The 16,363-nt window shown below is 69.1% G+C and carries 15 protein-coding genes and 2 pseudogenes; 12 read left to right on the top strand and 5 right to left on the bottom strand.

Features of this window, described 5'->3' with window-relative positions:
* Positions 1–11: 11 nt before the first annotated feature.
* Genes DPM13_RS04985 through DPM13_RS04990 form a run of 3 tightly spaced genes read left to right on the top strand, consistent with a single transcriptional unit; the run spans position 12 to position 1,845 of the window.
* A complete protein-coding gene (locus DPM13_RS04985; RefSeq protein WP_081791347.1) occupies positions 12–419 on the top strand; it encodes an NUDIX hydrolase in 408 nt (135 codons plus the stop codon).
* The gene (locus DPM13_RS22245; RefSeq protein ID WP_223252351.1) at positions 419–706 is read left to right on the top strand and encodes a hypothetical protein; all 288 of its coding nucleotides are present in this window, start codon (positions 419–421) and stop codon (positions 704–706) included. Before DPM13_RS04985 ends, DPM13_RS22245 begins: the two co-directional genes overlap by 1 nt.
* Positions 670–1,845, top strand: coding sequence for an inorganic phosphate transporter (locus DPM13_RS04990; RefSeq protein WP_223252352.1), 1,176 nt, complete (start codon positions 670–672; stop codon positions 1,843–1,845). Before DPM13_RS22245 ends, DPM13_RS04990 begins: the two co-directional genes overlap by 37 nt.
* Before the next feature lie 242 nt (positions 1,846–2,087).
* Here DPM13_RS04990 and DPM13_RS04995 read toward each other — a convergent pair whose 3' ends face one another.
* The 3 genes from DPM13_RS04995 to DPM13_RS05010 form a co-directional block, all read right to left on the bottom strand.
* On the bottom strand, positions 2,088–3,506 hold the full coding sequence (locus tag DPM13_RS04995) for an FAD/NAD(P)-binding protein (protein ID WP_112887565.1): 1,419 nt from the start codon (positions 3,504–3,506) through the stop codon (positions 2,088–2,090).
* Between the two features lie 203 nt (positions 3,507–3,709).
* The gene (locus DPM13_RS05005; protein WP_112887567.1) at positions 3,710–5,173 is read right to left on the bottom strand and encodes an LLM class flavin-dependent oxidoreductase; all 1,464 of its coding nucleotides are present in this window, start codon (positions 5,171–5,173) and stop codon (positions 3,710–3,712) included.
* A 15-nt stretch (positions 5,174–5,188) separates the two neighbouring features.
* The gene (locus DPM13_RS05010) at positions 5,189–5,389 is read right to left on the bottom strand and encodes a hypothetical protein (protein WP_112887568.1); all 201 of its coding nucleotides are present in this window, start codon (positions 5,387–5,389) and stop codon (positions 5,189–5,191) included.
* 381 nt (positions 5,390–5,770) lie between these two features.
* Here DPM13_RS05010 and DPM13_RS05015 point away from each other — a divergent pair, with 381 nt between their 5' ends.
* The 8 genes and pseudogenes from DPM13_RS05015 (at position 5,771) to DPM13_RS05045 (ending at position 13,418) form a co-directional block, all read left to right on the top strand.
* Complete coding sequence (locus DPM13_RS05015; RefSeq protein ID WP_112887569.1) at positions 5,771–7,189, top strand: LLM class flavin-dependent oxidoreductase; 1,419 nt, start codon at positions 5,771–5,773, stop codon at positions 7,187–7,189.
* 75 nt (positions 7,190–7,264) lie between these two features.
* Positions 7,265–7,843 (top strand): annotated as a pseudogene (locus DPM13_RS05020) (ATP-binding cassette domain-containing protein).
* A gap of 35 nt (positions 7,844–7,878) precedes the next feature.
* Positions 7,879–8,040 (top strand): ABC transporter ATP-binding protein C-terminal domain-containing protein, encoded by a 162-nt coding sequence (locus tag DPM13_RS22250; protein WP_223252353.1) that lies wholly within the window; start codon positions 7,879–7,881, stop codon positions 8,038–8,040.
* Positions 8,037–8,917, top strand: a pseudogene (locus DPM13_RS05025) (branched-chain amino acid ABC transporter permease). The gene DPM13_RS22250 and the pseudogene DPM13_RS05025 overlap by 4 nt, the downstream one beginning before the upstream one ends.
* Positions 8,918–8,920: 3 nt before the next feature.
* Positions 8,921–9,940, top strand: coding sequence for a branched-chain amino acid ABC transporter permease (locus DPM13_RS05030; RefSeq protein WP_112887570.1), 1,020 nt, complete (start codon positions 8,921–8,923; stop codon positions 9,938–9,940).
* Between the two features lie 21 nt (positions 9,941–9,961).
* Positions 9,962–11,299: an ABC transporter substrate-binding protein gene (locus tag DPM13_RS05035; RefSeq protein WP_223252354.1), complete on the top strand. Its 1,338-nt coding sequence runs from the start codon at positions 9,962–9,964 to the stop codon at positions 11,297–11,299.
* Positions 11,299–12,564, top strand: coding sequence for an ABC transporter substrate-binding protein (locus tag DPM13_RS05040; RefSeq protein WP_223252355.1), 1,266 nt, complete (start codon positions 11,299–11,301; stop codon positions 12,562–12,564). Before DPM13_RS05035 ends, DPM13_RS05040 begins: the two co-directional genes overlap by 1 nt.
* A 113-nt stretch (positions 12,565–12,677) precedes the next feature.
* Positions 12,678–13,418 carry an ABC transporter ATP-binding protein gene (locus DPM13_RS05045; protein ID WP_112887571.1) on the top strand — a complete coding sequence of 247 codons (741 nt, stop codon included), beginning with the start codon at positions 12,678–12,680 and terminating at the stop codon, positions 13,416–13,418.
* A gap of 58 nt (positions 13,419–13,476) precedes the next feature.
* On the opposite strand, the gene DPM13_RS22255 is transcribed toward DPM13_RS05045, so the two are convergent.
* Positions 13,477–13,776 carry a hypothetical protein gene (locus DPM13_RS22255; RefSeq protein WP_223252356.1) on the bottom strand — a complete coding sequence of 100 codons (300 nt, stop codon included), beginning with the start codon at positions 13,774–13,776 and terminating at the stop codon, positions 13,477–13,479.
* Positions 13,773–14,687 carry an acyl-CoA dehydrogenase family protein gene (locus DPM13_RS05050; RefSeq protein ID WP_223252357.1) on the bottom strand — a complete coding sequence of 305 codons (915 nt, stop codon included), beginning with the start codon at positions 14,685–14,687 and terminating at the stop codon, positions 13,773–13,775. The genes DPM13_RS22255 and DPM13_RS05050 overlap by 4 nt, the downstream gene beginning before the upstream one ends.
* A gap of 355 nt (positions 14,688–15,042) precedes the next feature.
* Here DPM13_RS05050 and DPM13_RS05055 point away from each other — a divergent pair, with 355 nt between their 5' ends.
* On the top strand, positions 15,043–16,311 hold the full coding sequence (locus DPM13_RS05055) for an SfnB family sulfur acquisition oxidoreductase (RefSeq protein WP_112887572.1): 1,269 nt from the start codon (positions 15,043–15,045) through the stop codon (positions 16,309–16,311).
* Positions 16,312–16,363 lie beyond the last annotated feature (52 nt).

Here is a 16,363-nt window from a genome sequence, read left to right on the forward strand (position 1 = left end):
AGCCCGCGCAGATGCAGGTGGCGGCGCTGTGCCGCAGCCGGCAGGACGGCAAGGTCTTGCTGGTCACCAGCCGGGGCACCGGCCGCTGGATCGTGCCCAAGGGCTGGCCGATGCCCGGCCGCACCCTGGCCGACGCCGCGCTGCAGGAGGCGTGGGAGGAGGCCGGCGTTCTCGGCACCATCGGCCAGGACCCCATCGGCACCTACCATTACGACAAGGTGCAGGACCTTGGCTTTTCCGTGCCCGTCGAGGTCCGCGTCTATCTGCTGGACGTCGAGTCCCTGGCAGACGACTGGCTTGAATCCGGCCAGCGCAAGCGCCGCTGGTTCGAGCCAGCCCGCGCCGCCGAACTGGTGGCCGAGACCGGGCTGAAGCGGCTGCTGGCCGGCATGGTCCCCGCCGGCGGGTCGCCCGCCTGATGCGCCCGCCCGAGCGGGAATACCGAATCCTGGACAAGGATCTGGGTCGGATCACGAATGCCGACCACGCGGCTTTGGCCTTGGCCCGGCCGCGCCTGCGGCTGGGGCTGGCCCTGCTGTTCATGGCGGTGGTTGCCGAAATCGGCGCGACCATGCTGGCCGGCCAGCCGGCGCTGGGGATCGTCGCCGCCTCGATCGCGGTGGCGACCTCGCTGGCGCTGTCGATCGGGCGAACGACGTCGCGAACTCGTTGTCGCCGGCGATCGGCGCGGGCGCGATCGGGCTGACGCTTGGCCTGTGCCTTGTCGCCGCGATGGAGCTTGCCGGCGCCGTCATCGCGGGTGGGGCGGTGACGCGAACCCTGACCCAGGGGCTGGTCGGCGGCTCGCTGGGCCAGGGCAGTCCGACGCCGCCCATGATGCTGGCGGCGCTGATGGCGGCGGCCACCTGGATCAGCGTGGCGACCTGGCTCGACGCGCCGATTTCCACCACCCATTCGGTCGTCGGCGCGATCACCGGGGCCGGGATGGCCACCTTTGGCATCGGGTCGGTCAACTGGATGGCCTTTGCCTCGGTCGCCATCGGCTGGATGGCGTCGCCCGTGGTTTCGGGCTGCCTGGCGGCGGCGCTGCTGGCCAGCCTGCACCGCCACGCCCTGGACAAGGAGGATCCGCTGCCCTCCGGCCGCGCCTGGCTGACGCTGATGGTGGGCCTGGCGGCCGGGGCGCTGTTCCTGGTCGGCGGGACCGCCTATGGCGGGCTCGGCTGGCCGCTGGTCCTGGGCCTGACCCTGGCCGCCATCGCGGCGGGCGCGGCCTATGCCCATGTGACGCTGGCGCGCCAGATCGCCGGCGGCGCCGGGGGCGGCAAGGCGCTGAAGGCGCTGCTGGGCCTGCCGCTGACCGTTGCGGCCCTGGTCATGAGCTTTGCGCATGGGGCGAACGACGCCTCGAACGTGGCGGCGCCCTTGACCATCGTGCTGCAGGGCCTTGCGCGGGACGGGGCGCCCCTGCTGTCCCCCGTGGCGGTGCTGGCGCTGGCGGGCCTGGGCATCGGCGCGGGCGTGCTGCTGTTCGGGGGCCGGCTGGTCCATATGGTGGGCAGCAACATCACCCGGCTGAACCCCGCCCGCGCGCTTTGCGTGACCCTGGCAAGCGCCCTGACCGTGCTGTGCTTTTCGCTGCTGGGCCTGCCGGTCTCGACCACGCATATCGCGGTCGGAGGGGTGTTCGGGGTCGGGTTCTGGCGCGAGTGGCGCGACCGCCGCCGGGCCAAGGCCCGCGCCCCCATGCCGGTCGAGGAGGTCCGCCGCCGCAACCTGGTCCGCCGGTCCTATGTCCGCGCCATCCTGGGCGCCTGGCTGATCACCGTCCCGGCCAATGCCGCGCTGGCAGCCCTGCTGGTTCTGGCACTGAATCTGCGCTGATCGCGCCTGACGGGTTTTCCGGCACTGGGGCACTGTGCTGCGCGGCACGGGACATTGGCGGAGCGCATGGAGCAGACAGGCAAACTCAGGATCGCCGTCCTGGGGACATCCAATTCGGCGATGAGAGCACGGCTGCGCCAGACCTGAACGGACTACGCCGCGCCCGTCGGTGCAAGCGACAACGCCGGACGCAAACGGCGCCGTCTTTTGAGCGGCGCCGCCGTGATGCGCCACCGCCGCCTTCACGCCGTTCCGGACACAGGCTCCCGCGCGCCCAGGAGTTGCGCCAGCCGGTCGGCGACCTGCTGGGCGTGGGCGGTCACCTCGGGGATGCCCATCAGCTCGCCCACATGGCCGCGCGCCAGGGGGCCCGCGACCAGCAGGTCCGGCTGGATCGTGCCGTCCTTGCCGACCGCGTGGCAGCCTTGTGCCACGTCCAACCCGAGATGCAGCGGATCGGCGCGGATCAGCCCGGCCTCGGCCAGCGAGGACAGCACGGGCGAGCCCGCAAGGATGCCGCCATGCGCGGGGCCGGTGGTCAGGATCACGGCGTTAAAGACCTCGGATCGCGGGCGCAGGTCGCGGCCGCGCCAGGTGACCTCGATACCCGCCTCGGCCTGCCGGGCCGAGAGCAGCCGGCCGGGGGCGAGGGTCAGCCGGCCCTCGACAATCAGCCGGTCCAGCACCGCCTCGACCTGCGGGGCGATGCGAAAGCGGTGGACGTCCCACCAGACCCGCAGCCAGCGCAGCAGCCGGGCGCGTTCGGCCAGCGGCAGTGCCGCCCAGATCGCCGGGCCGTCGCGGCGCACATTGTCCAGCGCCGCCTGCCAAGGCAGGCCGGCCTGCGCATCGCGGCGCACCGCCTGCCGGATGCGGCGCAGCAGGCCCAGCGCCGTGCGGGACGGGGCGGCGGCAAAATCGGCAGCGGATTCGGCATGGCCGAAGGCATGCCAGCGCGAACGCGGCGCGCGGTGCGACAGCGCCGTGATCCGGCCCGAAGCATGGCCTCTGGCAGCCGGGCTACCGATCGGACGGCCGAGGTCAGGCGGCCGAACCAGCACGTTCGGCGCCGTTCGGGCGACCTCGGCCACGCGGGCCGCATCGCTGCTGTCGGGGATCAGATGCGGCGATCGCGCCAGGTCGGCAAAGACCGCCGGGATGCCGGGCGGCGGATGGCTGGTGGCGATGACCAGCAGGTCGGCCGCCAACGCACACCCGTCGTCGCAGCGCACCCGGAAGCGCCCACCCGCGCGCTCTGCCGCGACGGCGCTGGCCCGCAGATGCCGCACCCGACCCGAGGCCAGCAGCGGCGCCAGCGCGTCGCCCACGTAATCCGCGACCAGCCGGCGCTGCACGAACGCCTCGCCCGTGGGCAGCCGGGTGCCCGGGGACAGCGGGATTCCCTGGGCGTCCAGCCAGTCCTGAAGCCCGCTTTTCCGCGCGCAATCCAGGGTCATGCGCGCGGCGGGCACGTTGATGCGGTGGCTGGGGTCGGCGGCGGAATAGGCCAGCCCCCGGCCCAGTGGCTCGCGCGGCTCGACCACCACGATGCGCGCCGGGCCGGTCGGCGCGCGGCCCAGATGAACGGCCGTGACCGCGCCGGTGAAGCCGCCGCCGATGATGGCCACAACGGGAATGCCCTGCGCCGGAAGATCAGTCATGCGCCCAGCCTTGCATCATTCCGCGCCCAAGCCCAGCAGCCTTGCCGCATCCTCGTGGAAAATCGCGCGCCCCGTCGTCGCCCAGGCCAAGGGCCTGGCCTCCCCGATGCTTTGGCCGATGGGGATGGGACCAGCCAACGCCCATTTTGCGGCCTCGACACAGGCGCCGCTGCCAGCCTGGAACAGATATGGCATGGATGTTCTCATGCCGAAATGCGACGCCCAGGATGTCCTGCGCGTGCGGCGATGTCAAAGCCGCTGGGCCGGCTGGCGTCGGCGACGCTTTCGCGGCCGATGTAATGGCGGCGCCATTGCGCGGCGGGGTGGCTGTCGCGCACCCGGCCGCCGGCATCGCCCAACAGCTTCTCGCGCAGCGTGCCCGGTGCGTATCCGGCCTGCGCCCGGCCGCGCTTGCGCAGTTCCGGCACCACGAAGTCGATGAAATCCGTGGTCGAGGCCGGGGTCACGGCATAGGCCAGGTTGAAGCCGTCGACGCCGCCCTCGTCCACCCAGGCCTCCAGCGCATCGGCCACGGTCTGCGGCCCGCCGACCAGCACCGGGCCAAGCCCGCCGATGGCGCGCTTGCGGATCACGTCGCGCACCGTCCAGGCCTCGCCATCGGCGGCGAGCGATTCCAGCGTGGTGCGCAGGCTGTCGTTTTCCACCGCCGCCAGCGGCTGGTCCGGGTCCAGCGTGGAAAAATCGAGGCCTGTCCAGCCGCCGTAAAGCGCCAGCGCGCCTTCGGCCGAGGCATAGTCCAAGTATTCCTGGTATTTGCGCTGCGCGGCCTCGTCGCTAGGGCCGGTAATGACGGTCAACAGGGCAAAGATCTTCAGGCTGTCCGGCTCGCGCCCGGCGGCGACCTCGGCGCGGATGGCATCGGTCAGCTTCCGGGCCGTCTCGGGGCTGGTCGCCAGCACGAACATCGCCTCGGCATGGCGGGCGGCGAACTGGCGCCCGCGCGCCGAGGCGCCGGCCTGGAAGATCACCGGCGTGCGCTGCGGCGAGGGCTCGCACAGGTGGAAGCCCGGCACCTTGAAATATGTGCCCTCGTGCCGGATCGGATGCACCTTGCTGGCGTCCGTGAAGATGCCGCGTTCCCTGTCGCGCAGCACGGCGCCGTCCTCCCAGCTGCCCTCCCACAGCTTGTAGGTGACTTCCATGTATTCCTCGGCCAGGTCATAGCGGGCGTCATGGGCGATCTGGCGCTCCATGCCGATATTCCTCGCGGCGCTGTCCAGATAGGAGGAGACCACGTTCCAGGCCACCCGCCCCTTGGTCAGGTGGTCCAGCGTCGTGAGCCGCCGCGCCAGCAGATAGGGATGCTCGAAGGTCACGGCCGCGGTGATGCCGAAGCCCAGGTTCCGCGTCACCGCCGCCATCGCGGAAATCGCGCCGAACGGGTCGTTCACCGGCACCTGCGCGGCATCCTGCAGCGCCGCCTCGGCCGAGCCGCGATAGACGTCATAAACCCCCACCACATCGGCGATGAACAGGCTGTCAAAGGCGCCGCGCTCCAGTTCGATGGCGAGGTTCGTCCAGTATTCCAGGTCGTTGTAGCGCGCGGCCTGGCTGGAGGGATGGCGCCAGGTGCCCGCCGCCTGATGGCCCACGCAGGTCATGTCGAAGGCGTTCAGGATGATGCGCTTCTTGGTCGGATTGGTCATGGTATCAGCCCTGGTTCAGCCGGCCGCGCGCAGCGGCGCGGCATGGTGTCGGGGAAGATGCGCGGCACATTGCCCGACCGCGCGATTCAGCCGCTGAGACAGGTCGGGATGCAGCCCGTCCGCCTGGAAATCCGCCGCGACGGCGTAGACAAGGCGGCGGGTCTTGGAGGGCTGGCTCCACGAGCCGGCGAAAGCAGCAAGGCGGGGTCCGGTCAAGATATGCTCCCAGAAAAGACGACTGATCGACTGGGGAATTGATAGGTCCTGCCCCGCCGCCCGGCCATTCCAAAGGCCGTTGCCCGCAGAGGTGAAAGCCTGCGCCGCAGGACGCGGACAGGGAATGGATTTCCCGCCGCCCTTGCGCCCAGCGCCGCCATGGTGCGGGAATCGCCGCCTTGGTCGCTGCGATGCGGGAAGAATGCCACCGTCGGCCCCCGATGGGACGCGGGAAATCTTCTGCGGCGCAGCAGAATTTCGCTGCGGAGATTTCCTTGCCAGAGCCGGCGGTCAGCGGCTAGCCATAAAGACGATCCGATCAATCGCCTTTTGCGACCCCGCGACACGGCATTGCGCGACCCCCATGAGACTGGAAAGCCCATGACCAAGCCCATCCGCTTCAACGCCTTCGAAATGAACTGCATCGGGCATCAGTCCCCCGGCCTGTGGCGCCATCCGCGCGACCGCTCCTGGAGCTACAACGACCTGGAATACTGGACCGACCTGGGCCGGCTGCTGGAGACGGGCTTCTTCGACTCGGTCTTCATCGCCGATGTCATCGGCTATTACGACGTCTACAAGGGCAGCCTGCATCCCGCGCTGGAACAGGGCGTGCAGATCCCGGTGAACGATCCGCTGCAACTGGCCAACCCGATTGCGCAGGCGACCGAGCATCTGGGCATCGGCATCACCGCCTCGACCAGTTTCGAGCATCCCTATACCTTCGCCCGGCGGCTTTCGACCGCCGACCACCACACCAAGGGGCGCGTGGGATGGAATATCGTCACCTCCTATCTGGAAAGCGGGGCCAGGAACATCGGCCAGGGGGGCCTGCGCAGCCACGACAACCGCTATGACGTGGCCGCCGAATACGTCGAGGTGCTCTACAAGCTGTTCGAGGGCAGCTGGGAGGAGGGCGCCGTCCTGCGCGACCGCGAACGCGGCCTCTTTGCCGACCCCACGAAGATCCACGAGATCGGCCACAAGGGCCGCTATTTCGACGTGCCGGGCTATCACCTGTGCGAGCCTTCGCCGCAGCGCACGCCGGTACTGTTCCAGGCCGGCGCCTCGGGCGCGGGCAAGGCCTTCGCGGCCGGCCATGCGGAATGCGTCTTCATCTCGACGCCACTGAAATCCGCGACCGCCGCCTATGTGCGCGAGATCCGGGCCAAGGCCGCCGCCGCAGGGCGCGATCCCAAGAAGGTGCTGATCTATGCCATGGCCACGATCATCACCGACGAGACCGACGAAAAGGCCCGCCGCAAGTTCGAGGAGTATCAGACATACGCCTCTTACGACGGTGCGCTGGTGCTGATGTCGGGATGGACCGGGATCGACTTCGGCCGCTATGCACCGACCGATACGGTGAAGAAGGTGGAAACCAACGCCATCATTTCCGCGGTCGAGCATCTGTCCAGCGGCGAAAAGACCTGGACCATCGAGGAACTGGCGAAATGGGGCGGCATCGGCGGCATGGGGCCGCTGTTCGTCGGCTCGGCCGCGACGGTGGCCGACCAGTTGCAGGAATGGATCGAGGAAACCGACGTGGACGGCTTCAACCTGGCCTATGCGCTGGCGCATGAGACCTTCGCCGATGTGATCGGCCATGTCGTGCCGGAACTGCAAAGGCGCGGCGTCTATCCGACCGCCTATCGCAAGGGCACGCTGCGCGAGAAGCTGTTCGGCGACGGCCCGCTGCTGCCCAAAACCCATCCCGCCGCGCGCTATCGCGACATCCAGGCGGTCAAGCGGGCCGAGGCCGAGGCCCGAACCCGCATTCCCGAACCCGCCACGGCCTGACGGCCCGCGCCTTTGCCCCCTGCCGGCCGCCGGGACGCTTTCCGGCGGGCGCCCCCCTTTTGCCCTGGTAAGCCCATGACCGAATCCATCCTGGAAGTCCGCAACATCTCGCTGTCCTTCAAGGGCGTGAAGGCGATTTCCGAACTGTCCTTCCGCGTCGCCCCGGGCGAGATCTGCGCCCTGATCGGCCCGAACGGCGCGGGCAAAAGCTCGCTTCTGAACATCCTGAACGGGGTCTATACGCCCGACGCCGGCGAGATCGTCTTCGAGGGCCGGCATTTCGACCGGATGCGCCCGGGCGACGCGGCCCATCGCGGCATAGCGAAGCGGCTTCAGCCGCCCTTGTAGCGTCCGGGCGGTCGCGGACAATGCCATCCCGGCCTGACGCGCCAGTCGCGCGTCGGCTCGCTGGATGAGGCGCTGCGCCTGCCGCGCGCCCGGGCCGAGGCACGGGCCTTCCGCCGCCGAGCCGCCCTTGTGCTCGATCAGCTGGACCTGACCCGCCATGCAAGAACGCCGGTCGGCGCCCTGCCCTATGGTCTGCAAAAGCGCGTCGAGCTGGCGCGGGCGCTGGTCGCGATGCCCCGGCTTTTGCTGCTGGACGAGCCGCTGGCCGGCATGAACCGCGACGAAAAGCAGGAAATCGCCGGCTGATCGCCCGGCTGAACGCCGATCTGGGCCTGACCATCGTGCTGATCGAACACGACATCGGCGTGGTGCTGCGTCTGGCCCATCACGTCGTGGTGCTGGACTATGGCCGCAAGCTGGCCGACGGCCCGCCCGAAACCATCCGCGACAATCCCGACGTCATCGCCGCCTATCTGGGCGCAGCCGCAGCGGAGGCCGCATGAACCTGTTCCTGGAAACCCTGATCGGCGGGCTGCTGGCCGGCACCATGTATTCGCTGGTCGCGATCGGCTTCGTGCTGATCTACAAGGCCTCGGGCGTCTTCAACTATGCCCAGGGCGCGATCCTTTTGTTCGCGGCGCTGACCTTCGTGTCGCTGACCGACCAGGGCGTACCCGCCGTGGCCGCCGTCGCGCTGACCATCGCCGCGCTGGTCGTCCTGTCGGTCGGGGTCGAGCGGCTGGTGCTGCGGCCGCTGACCAACCGCTCGCCCATGACGCTGTTCATGGCGACGCTGGGGCTCAGCTACATCATCGAGGGGGTGGCGCAGGGGCTGATGGGCGCGCAGGTGCGCGCCATCGACCTGGGGATCGAGGATGTGCCGATCTTTCTGGGCGACATCCTCATCAGCCGCTTCGACCTGATCGCAGCCGGGGTCGCGGGCGCCCTGGTGCTGGGCCTGTCGCTGCTGTTCAACCGCACCCGCATCGGCGTCTCGCTGCGCGGGGTCGCCGACGACACCCGCGCGGCGCTGTCCATCGGCATCGACATCAACCGCATCTGGCAGATCGTCTGGACCGTCGCGGGCTTGGTCGGGCTGGTCGCGGGCCTGTTGTGGGGCGCGCGGCAGGGGGTGCAGTTCAGCCTGTCGCTGGTGGCGCTGAAGGCGCTGCCGGTGCTGATCATCGGAGGCTTCACCTCGATCGGCGGCGCCATCGCGGGCGGGCCTGATCGTCGGCGCCGCCGAAGCCCTGCCGAGACCTATCTGGGCCCCTTCTCGGCGGCGGCATCACCCCGTGGTTCGCCTATGTGCTGGCGCTGGGTTTCCTGTTCATCCGGCCCGCGGGCCTGTTCGGCGAAGCCGAGATCGAAAGGGTCTGATCCATGTCCAATCCCGAACTGATCCTTGCCCCCGGCGCGGCGCGCGTCCCGCCCCACGGGCCGCTTCTGGTCCTGGCGGCGGGTGCGGCCATCGCCGCGCCGTTCCTGCTGTCGGAATACTGGATCGACGCCATCATCCTGCCCTTCCTGATCCTGTCGCTGGCCGGGCTGGGGCTGAACCTGCTGACGGGCTATGCCGGGCAGATCTCGCTGGGCGCGGGGGCCTTCATGATGGTCGGCGCCTATGCCACCTTCGCCTTTCAGCTGCGCCTGCCGGGCCTGCCGCTGCCCCTGGCGCTGCTGGCCGCGGGCGCCATCGCCGGGGCGGCCGGGCTGGTCTTCGGCGCGCCATCCAGCCGGATCAGGGGCTTCTACCTGATCGTGTCGACGCTGGCGGCGCAATTCTTCCTGGAATGGCTGTTCCTGAAGTTCCCCTGGTTCTACAACGGCAATTCCTCGGCCACCATCCAGCTGCCTGCCGGGCTGCATGTCGGCGGCTACAGCCTTGAGACGCCGCATGGCCGCTATTTCCTGGTGCTGGCGACCGTCGCGGCGCTGAGCTGGGCCGCGCTGAACCTGGTGCGCGGCCAGACCGGGCGCAACTGGCAGGCGGTGCGCGACATGGACACGGCGGCGGCGGTGATCGGCGTGCCGGTGCGGCGCGCCAAGCTGCAGGCCTTCGCCATCTCCAGCGCCATCCTGGGCATCGCCGGGGCGCTCTGGGCCTTTGCCTATCTGGGCTCGGCCTCGGTGCAAAGCTTCGGGCTGATGCGGTCCTATCAGATCCTGTTCATCATCATCATCGGTGGGCTCGGCACGATCCGGGGCGCCTATCTGGGCGCGGCCTTCGTCAGCATCCTGCCCCTGGCGCTGGACTGGGCCTTTCAATTCGCCTTCCGCGGCCATGTCGACGCGGGCCTTTTGCAGAACCTGCAAAAGGTCATCTACGGCACGCTCATCATCTGGTTCCTGATCCGCGAACCCGAGGGGCTGGCCCGTCTTCTGCGGCGCGCGCGCCGCTGACCCCCTGCAACCGGAGACCTCATGAAACACCTGATCCTTGCCGCGCTGCTGGCCGGCACATCCCTGGTCACGCCCACAGCCATCCAGGCCGAGACCGCGCAATACATCCCGCTGCCCACCTATCGCACCGGGCCCTATGCCTCGTCGGGCGAGCTGTGGTGGGCCGGCCTGCTGGACTATTTCCGCTATGTCAACGAGGTCGAGGGCGGCATCGACGGCGTGAAGCTGAACTACGAGGAATTCGAGACCGAATGGTCCCCCGACCGCACCGTCGAGGTCTATGAGCGGGTCAAGAACGGCAAGGACGGCAGCCCGCTGGCCTTCTTCTTCACCCATGGCACGCCGGCGACCCATGCGCTGCTGGAAAAGGCCGCGGCCGACCATATCCCGCTGATCGACCCGGCGGGCGGCAAGACCGAAAGCATCGACGGCACGGTCTTTCCCTATGCCTTCCCCTTGCTGTTTTCCTATTACAGCCAGGCCACGACCGGCGTAGCCTATATCGCCCAGAAAGAGGGCGGCTATGACAGGCTGCGCGGCAAAAAGATCGCCACCCTCTATCACGACAGCGCCTATGGCCGCGAGACCCAGGCGGCGGTCGCGAAACTGGCCGAGAAATACGGGTTCGAGAACATCCAGATCCCGGTCGCCGATCCCGGCAACGAACAATCTCCGCAATGGCGCCAGATCCGCGAACTGAAGCCCGACTGGGTGTTCCTGCGCACCTGGGGCGTCTCGACCCCGGTCGCGATCAAGACGGCGGCGCGCTTCGGCTTTCCGGCCGACCACATCATCGCCGATGTCTGGGCCGGGTCCGAACGACGTGATCCCGGCGGGCAAGGCGGCCGGGGCTATCAGGCGCTGGCCCCCTATCCCGGCGGCAGCGATTTCGAGATCCATCGGCGCATCAAGGCCGCGATTCTCGACAAGGGCAAATCCGACCTGCGCGACCCAAAATTCTTCGGCGCGGTGAACTACAACATCGGCCTGGTGAACGGCGCTCTGGCGGTCGAGGCGCTGCGCACCGGCTATGCCAGGTTCGGCGCCCGGCCGCTGAACGGCGAGGAAGGCCGCTGGGCCTTCGAGCACCTGACCATCGACCCGGCGCGGCTGAAGGAAATCGGCTTCAACGGGCTGCTGCAGCCGATTAGCATCCGCCCACCGACCACGAGGGCGGCGGCGCGGCCCGCATCCAGCAGTGGGACGGCGCGAAATGGGTGCTGCAAACCGACTGGATCAAGGCCGACACCGACCTGGTCAAGGCGCTGGTCGCGGAAAAATCCGCCGCCTACGCGAAAGAACACAAGATCACGCCGCGCAATCCGGCGGCGGAAACCGACCCTTCCTGAGGTGACATGATGAAACGCATATTGACCCTGGCCGCCGCCGCGCTGCTGGCCGCCACCGCCGCAGAGGCCATCGAGACCCGTCCCGGCCCCGACAGCGACAAGCAGTTCTTCCCGATCGCCAGCTATCGCGTCGGCCCCTACGCGGCCTCGGGCGCCTCGATCTGGGCCGGCCGCATCGACTATTACCGCTATATCAACGAGGTCGAGGGCGGCATCAACGGCGTGCCCATCGTCTGGCAGGAATGCGAGACGGAGTGGACGGCCGAAAAGGGCATCGAATGCTATGAACGCTTCAAGCACGGGCTGAACGGCGCGCCGCTGGCAAGCTATTTCCCGAACGGCCAGCCTGCCGCCTATGCCTTGGCCGAACGCGCCGCGGCCGACAAGATCCCGCTGGTGACGCTGGCCTACGGGCGCACCGAATCCGCCGACGGGCGGGTCTTTCCCTATATGTTCCCGGTGATGCTGACCTTCTATTCCGAGGCCTCGGCACTGGTGAACTATATCGCCGAGCGCGAAGGCGGGTTCGAGAAGCTCAGGGGCAAGAAGATCGCGACCGTCTATCACGACAGCGCCTATGGCCGCGAAACCCAAGAGCCGTTGGCGCTGCTGGCGCAGAAGTACGGCTTCGAGAACATCCAGATCCCGGTCGCCGACCCCGGCAACGAGCAATCGGCGCAATGGCGGCAGGTGCGCGAACAGAAACCGGACTGGGTGTTCCTGCGCACCTGGGGCGTCTCGACCCCGGTCGCGATCAAGACCGCCGCGCGCTTCGGCATCCCGGCCGACCATATCATCGGCGATGTCTGGGCCAGTTCCGAGGAAGACGTGATCCCCGCCGGCAATGCCGCCAAGGGCTATCTGGCGCTGACCCCCTATCCCGCCGGCACCGGGTTCGAGATTTCCCAAAAGCTCAAGGACCACATCATCGACACCGGCAAGTCGGACCTGCGCGACACCTCCGCCTTCGGCTCCGTCTATTACAACTCGGGGCTGGTCGATGCGCTGATCTCGGTCGAGATCGTGCGCCAGGCGCAGGCCAGGTTCGGCAACCGCCCGATCACCTCCGAGGAAGGGCAATGGGCGCTGGAGCATCTGAAGCTGGACGACGCGGCGCTGGAACGCGCGGGCTTCAAGGGGCTGGTGCAGAACCTGCACCTGACGCCCGAGGATCACGAGGGCGGCGGCGCGGTGCGCGTCCAGCAATGGGACGGCGCGCAATGGACCCCGATCAGCGACTGGGTGCGAGCCGATCACGACACGTGCGCCCGCTGATCGAGGGAAATCGGCGGCCTATGCCAAGGAGCACGGCATCGCGCCGCGCGAACTGACCAACTGACCCGGCGGCGGGGGCGCCCTGCCCCCGCCCCTTCGCCAAGGAGGCAAGCATGACCGAACTTCTGCGCGTCGAGGGCATCGAGGCCGGATACGGCGGCATCCTGGCCGTCGCCGATGTCAGCCTGACCGTCGCGCCGGGCGAGATCGTCGCCCTGCTGGGCGCGAACGGCGCCGGCAAAAGCAGCACGCTGAAGGCGATCTCGGGCCTGATCGCGGCGGATCGCGGCCAGGTCCGCAAGGGCGCGATCCGGCTGGATGGCCAGGACGTTCTGAGCCTGCCGACGAACCGGCTGGCCGGGCGCGGCCTGGTCCATGTGCTGGAGGGCCGCCACGTCTTTCCGCATCTGACGGTCGAGGAGAACCTGCAGGCCGGCGCCTTCCTGCGCCGTCCCGGCCGGGCGGCGCTGCGCGGCGCGCTGGAGGAAATCTATGACTGGTTCCCCCGGCTGCGCGACAAGCGCGCGACACAGGCCGGGCTGACCTCGGGCGGGGAACAGCAGATGCTGGCCATCGGCCGGGCGCTGCTGACCCGGCCCCGGCTGGTGCTGCTGGACGAGCCCTCGATGGGGCTGGCGCCGAAGATCGTGCAGGAGATCTTCCAGATCATCGCCCGGCTGAACCGCGACAAGGGCATCGCCTTTCTGCTGGCCGAACAGAACGCCACCCTGTCGCTGGCCCATGCCCGGCGCGCCTATGTGCTGGACACCGGCCGGGTGGCGCTGGAGGGCCCGGCGGCCGATGTGGCCGCCCGCGACGATCTGCACCGCATCTATCTGGGCGACGCGGCCTGAATCCCCCCGATCCCGCATGACAACGCCCCCGGAGCGATCCGGGGGCGTTCGCATCGGTTCAGCCGGCGACGGCGCCGATCTGCCAGACATAGACCGGCTCGGTGCCGTTCACGGCATGGTCGCCCAGGATGCGCTGCTTGTAGATCGCCGGGTTGTGGCTGGCGGCCGTGCGGGCATTGCGCCAATGCCGGTCCAGCGCCAGCCCCTGGTCGGTCGAACTGGCGCTGAGCGCGTCGAACACATCCGTCACCGCCCGCAGCCCAGCTCGATCGCCGCGACCTGAGCCGGCGCCATTGCAGCTCGGCCTCGATGTTGGCGGCGTCATCGGCGGCCTTGTCGCCGCCCTGCGCGGTGTCATGCGCGCGTTGCGCGGCGCGGGCGGCCTCCAGCGTGGCGGCGCGGGCGGCATAGGCCAGGGCGCGCCTTGCCGATCACCTGCAGGACCTGCGGATCGAAGCGCACCTCGGTCCCCGACCCGTGCGAGAAGGCCCGCTTGCGCCGGGCGACCAGCGCCGCCGCATCGCGCACCGCGGCCAGCGCCGCGCCGGTGATGGTCGCGTTCAGCACCAGCTGGTAGAAGGCCGTCTGATAGCGGAAGCGCTGCTCGAACGGGATCACCGCCTCGGCACGGGCATTGTCGAAGACCGTGGTGCCGGTGCCGGTCAGCTTCTGGCCGAAGCCGGTCCAGTCGTCGCTGATCTGCACGCCCTCCTGATCCGCCGCCACCAGCGCGATCACCGGCGCGCCATCGTCCGAGCGCGTGGCATAGACGTCGATCCAGTCGGCATAGATCGTGCCGGTGGAATAGTATTTCCGCCCGTCCACCCGGAAGCCGTCGCCCTGCGGCGTGACCTTGGTGATGGTGTCGCCCAGCTTGACCTCGCCCACCTCGGTCCAGCCGTTGCCGGCGATCTCGCCCGCGGCGAAACGGCGCAGCCAGGGCTCGCCCTCGGCGCGGGGTGCGACCAGCCGGTCCTCGACCAGCGCGAAATGGCTGCGCAACCCCTGGGCCAGGTTGGTGTCGGCCTCGGCCAGGTCGATCAGCAGGTCGAAGAACTGCTCCAGGCTGGCCCCGGCGCCGCCGAGTTCCACCGGGACGCGCAGCGCGGTGAAGCCCGCCTGCTTCAGCCAGCCGATCTCCTCATGGGCCAGGCTGCGGTCGATCTCGCGCCGGACCGCGCCTTCGGCGATGCGGTCGAAGACGGGGCGGAATCGCGCCTTCAGTTCGGCGGTGTCGGGCGCGCGGCGCCACTGGTTCTGGACTGTCACGGGGTCACTCTCCTGATTGCACGCCATGTCTCGGCATGGCGGCAAGTCTAGGCGCCGGCCTTGGGACGCGCCATGAAACGGCATTTTCTTTTCAATGGGTTGGCCGGAAGAAACCTTGCCCTTCCGGCCCGCGGCAGAAAAGCCCGGCACTGTTCGACCGTCCGCCGCGCGCGGCCGAATCAGCCGCCGGTGCGGGTGCGGGAAAAGATTGATGTCGCCCGCGCCCCGGGCCGGAGAAAACCGTCGCCGCCCGCCGGCCAAGAAGAAAATCCGGTCCGGCTTGCCGCGGGCCCCGGGCGCTGAAAACCTTTGCCCATGCCCCGCCCGGGGCCAGTTCCAGAACAAAGGATCCGTCATGGGCTCGCCTACCGCCAATCCGATCGACCATTCGGTCCATCCTCGCGTCAACTCCGCCGATCCGGTGCCGCCCCGGCCGCTGCCCGCCACCCCGGCCCATGTCCTGACCAGCGACGACGAGGCGATCCGCGTCGCGCAGGATCTGGCCGCCGATTTCGCCCGCGACGCCGCCCTGCGCGACCGCGAGGGGCTGCTTCCGCTGCGCGAGCTGGACCTCTATTCGCAAAGCGGCATCTGGTCGATCAACGTGCCCAAGGCCTATGGCGGGCCGGGTCTGTCCCATGCGACGCTGGCCAAGGTGATCTCCATCGTCGCCTCGGGCGATCCGGCGGTGGCGCAGATCGCGCAGAACCACATCGCCATCCTGAACGTGGTCGACCTGGACGCGACCGAGGCGCAGAAGCGCCAGATCTTCGGCTGGGCGCTGCGGGGGTTGCGCTTCGGCAACGCCTTTTCGGAACTGGGCGGCAAGACGGTTGCCGATTTCCAGACCCGGGTGACCTTCCAGGGCGACGAGGCCGTGGTCAATGGCGAGAAGTTCTATACCACCGGCGCGCTGCTGGCCCATGTCGTGCCCATCGTCGCCATCGGCGAGGACGGCGCCTGGCTGGTCTTTGCCGACCGCCCGGCGCCGGGCCTGACCGTCACCAACAACTGGTCGAGCTTTGGCCAGCGCACCACCGCCTCGGGCAGCGTGCGGCTGGAGGATGTCAGCGTGCCGCGCGACCGCGCCGTCAAGCTGCGCGACGAGGCGGCCGCGCCCTCGGTCCAGGGGCCGGTGTCGCAGATCATCCAGGCCGCCATCGACGCCGGCATCGCCCGCAATGCCATCGACGAGACGATCCGCTTCGTGCGCACGCACAGCCGGCCCTGGGTCGACAGCGGCCGGGACCGGGCCAGCGACGATCCCTATACCATCGCCGCCATCGGCGACCTGAAGATCCGCCTGCATGCCGCCGAAGCGCTGCTGGAGATCGCCGGCCGCGCCATCGACCGCGCCCATGCCGATCCGACGCTGGACAATGTCTCGCAGGCGACGATCCGCACCGGCGAGGCCAAGGTGCTGACCACGCAGATCGCCATCGAAGCCACCAACACGCTGTTCGAACTGGCCGGCACGCGTTCCACGCTGGCGCAGCACGGGCTGGACCGGCACTGGCGCAATGCCCGCGTGCATACGCTGCACGACCCGGTGCGCTGGAAGTTCTTTCATGTCGGCAACTATTACCTCAACGACGCGCATCCGCCGCGCCATCCCTGGAACTGACCCCGCGCCCCTGGCACCGGAGGCCGTCACGAAGCCATTGCCGCCCGTCACC

The organism is Paracoccus mutanolyticus (genome assembly GCF_003285265.1).
In the GTDB taxonomy this organism is placed as follows: Bacteria; Pseudomonadota; Alphaproteobacteria; order Rhodobacterales; family Rhodobacteraceae; genus Paracoccus; species Paracoccus yeei.

What these genes read in the sequence shown, in the direction of transcription:
- DPM13_RS05040 (WP_223252355.1), top strand. Translation starts at nt 11,299, where the DNA reads ATGAAACGCATATTGACCCTGGCCGCCGCCGCGCTGCTGGCCGCCACC.
- DPM13_RS04995 (WP_112887565.1), bottom strand. Translation starts at nt 3,506, where the DNA reads ATGACTGATCTTCCGGCGCAGGGCATTCCCGTTGTGGCCATCATCGGC.
- DPM13_RS05030 (WP_112887570.1), top strand. Translation starts at nt 8,921, where the DNA reads ATGTCCAATCCCGAACTGATCCTTGCCCCCGGCGCGGCGCGCGTCCCG.
- DPM13_RS22245 (WP_223252351.1), top strand. Translation starts at nt 419, where the DNA reads ATGCGCCCGCCCGAGCGGGAATACCGAATCCTGGACAAGGATCTGGGT.
- DPM13_RS05045 (WP_112887571.1), top strand. Translation starts at nt 12,678, where the DNA reads ATGACCGAACTTCTGCGCGTCGAGGGCATCGAGGCCGGATACGGCGGC.
- DPM13_RS05035 (WP_223252354.1), top strand. Translation starts at nt 9,962, where the DNA reads ATGAAACACCTGATCCTTGCCGCGCTGCTGGCCGGCACATCCCTGGTC.
- DPM13_RS22255 (WP_223252356.1), bottom strand. Translation starts at nt 13,776, where the DNA reads ATGACACCGCGCAGGGCGGCGACAAGGCCGCCGATGACGCCGCCAACA.
- DPM13_RS05015 (WP_112887569.1), top strand. Translation starts at nt 5,771, where the DNA reads ATGACCAAGCCCATCCGCTTCAACGCCTTCGAAATGAACTGCATCGGG.
- DPM13_RS05055 (WP_112887572.1), top strand. Translation starts at nt 15,043, where the DNA reads ATGGGCTCGCCTACCGCCAATCCGATCGACCATTCGGTCCATCCTCGC.
- DPM13_RS05005 (WP_112887567.1), bottom strand. Translation starts at nt 5,173, where the DNA reads ATGACCAATCCGACCAAGAAGCGCATCATCCTGAACGCCTTCGACATG.
- DPM13_RS04985 (WP_081791347.1), top strand. Translation starts at nt 12, where the DNA reads ATGCAGGTGGCGGCGCTGTGCCGCAGCCGGCAGGACGGCAAGGTCTTG.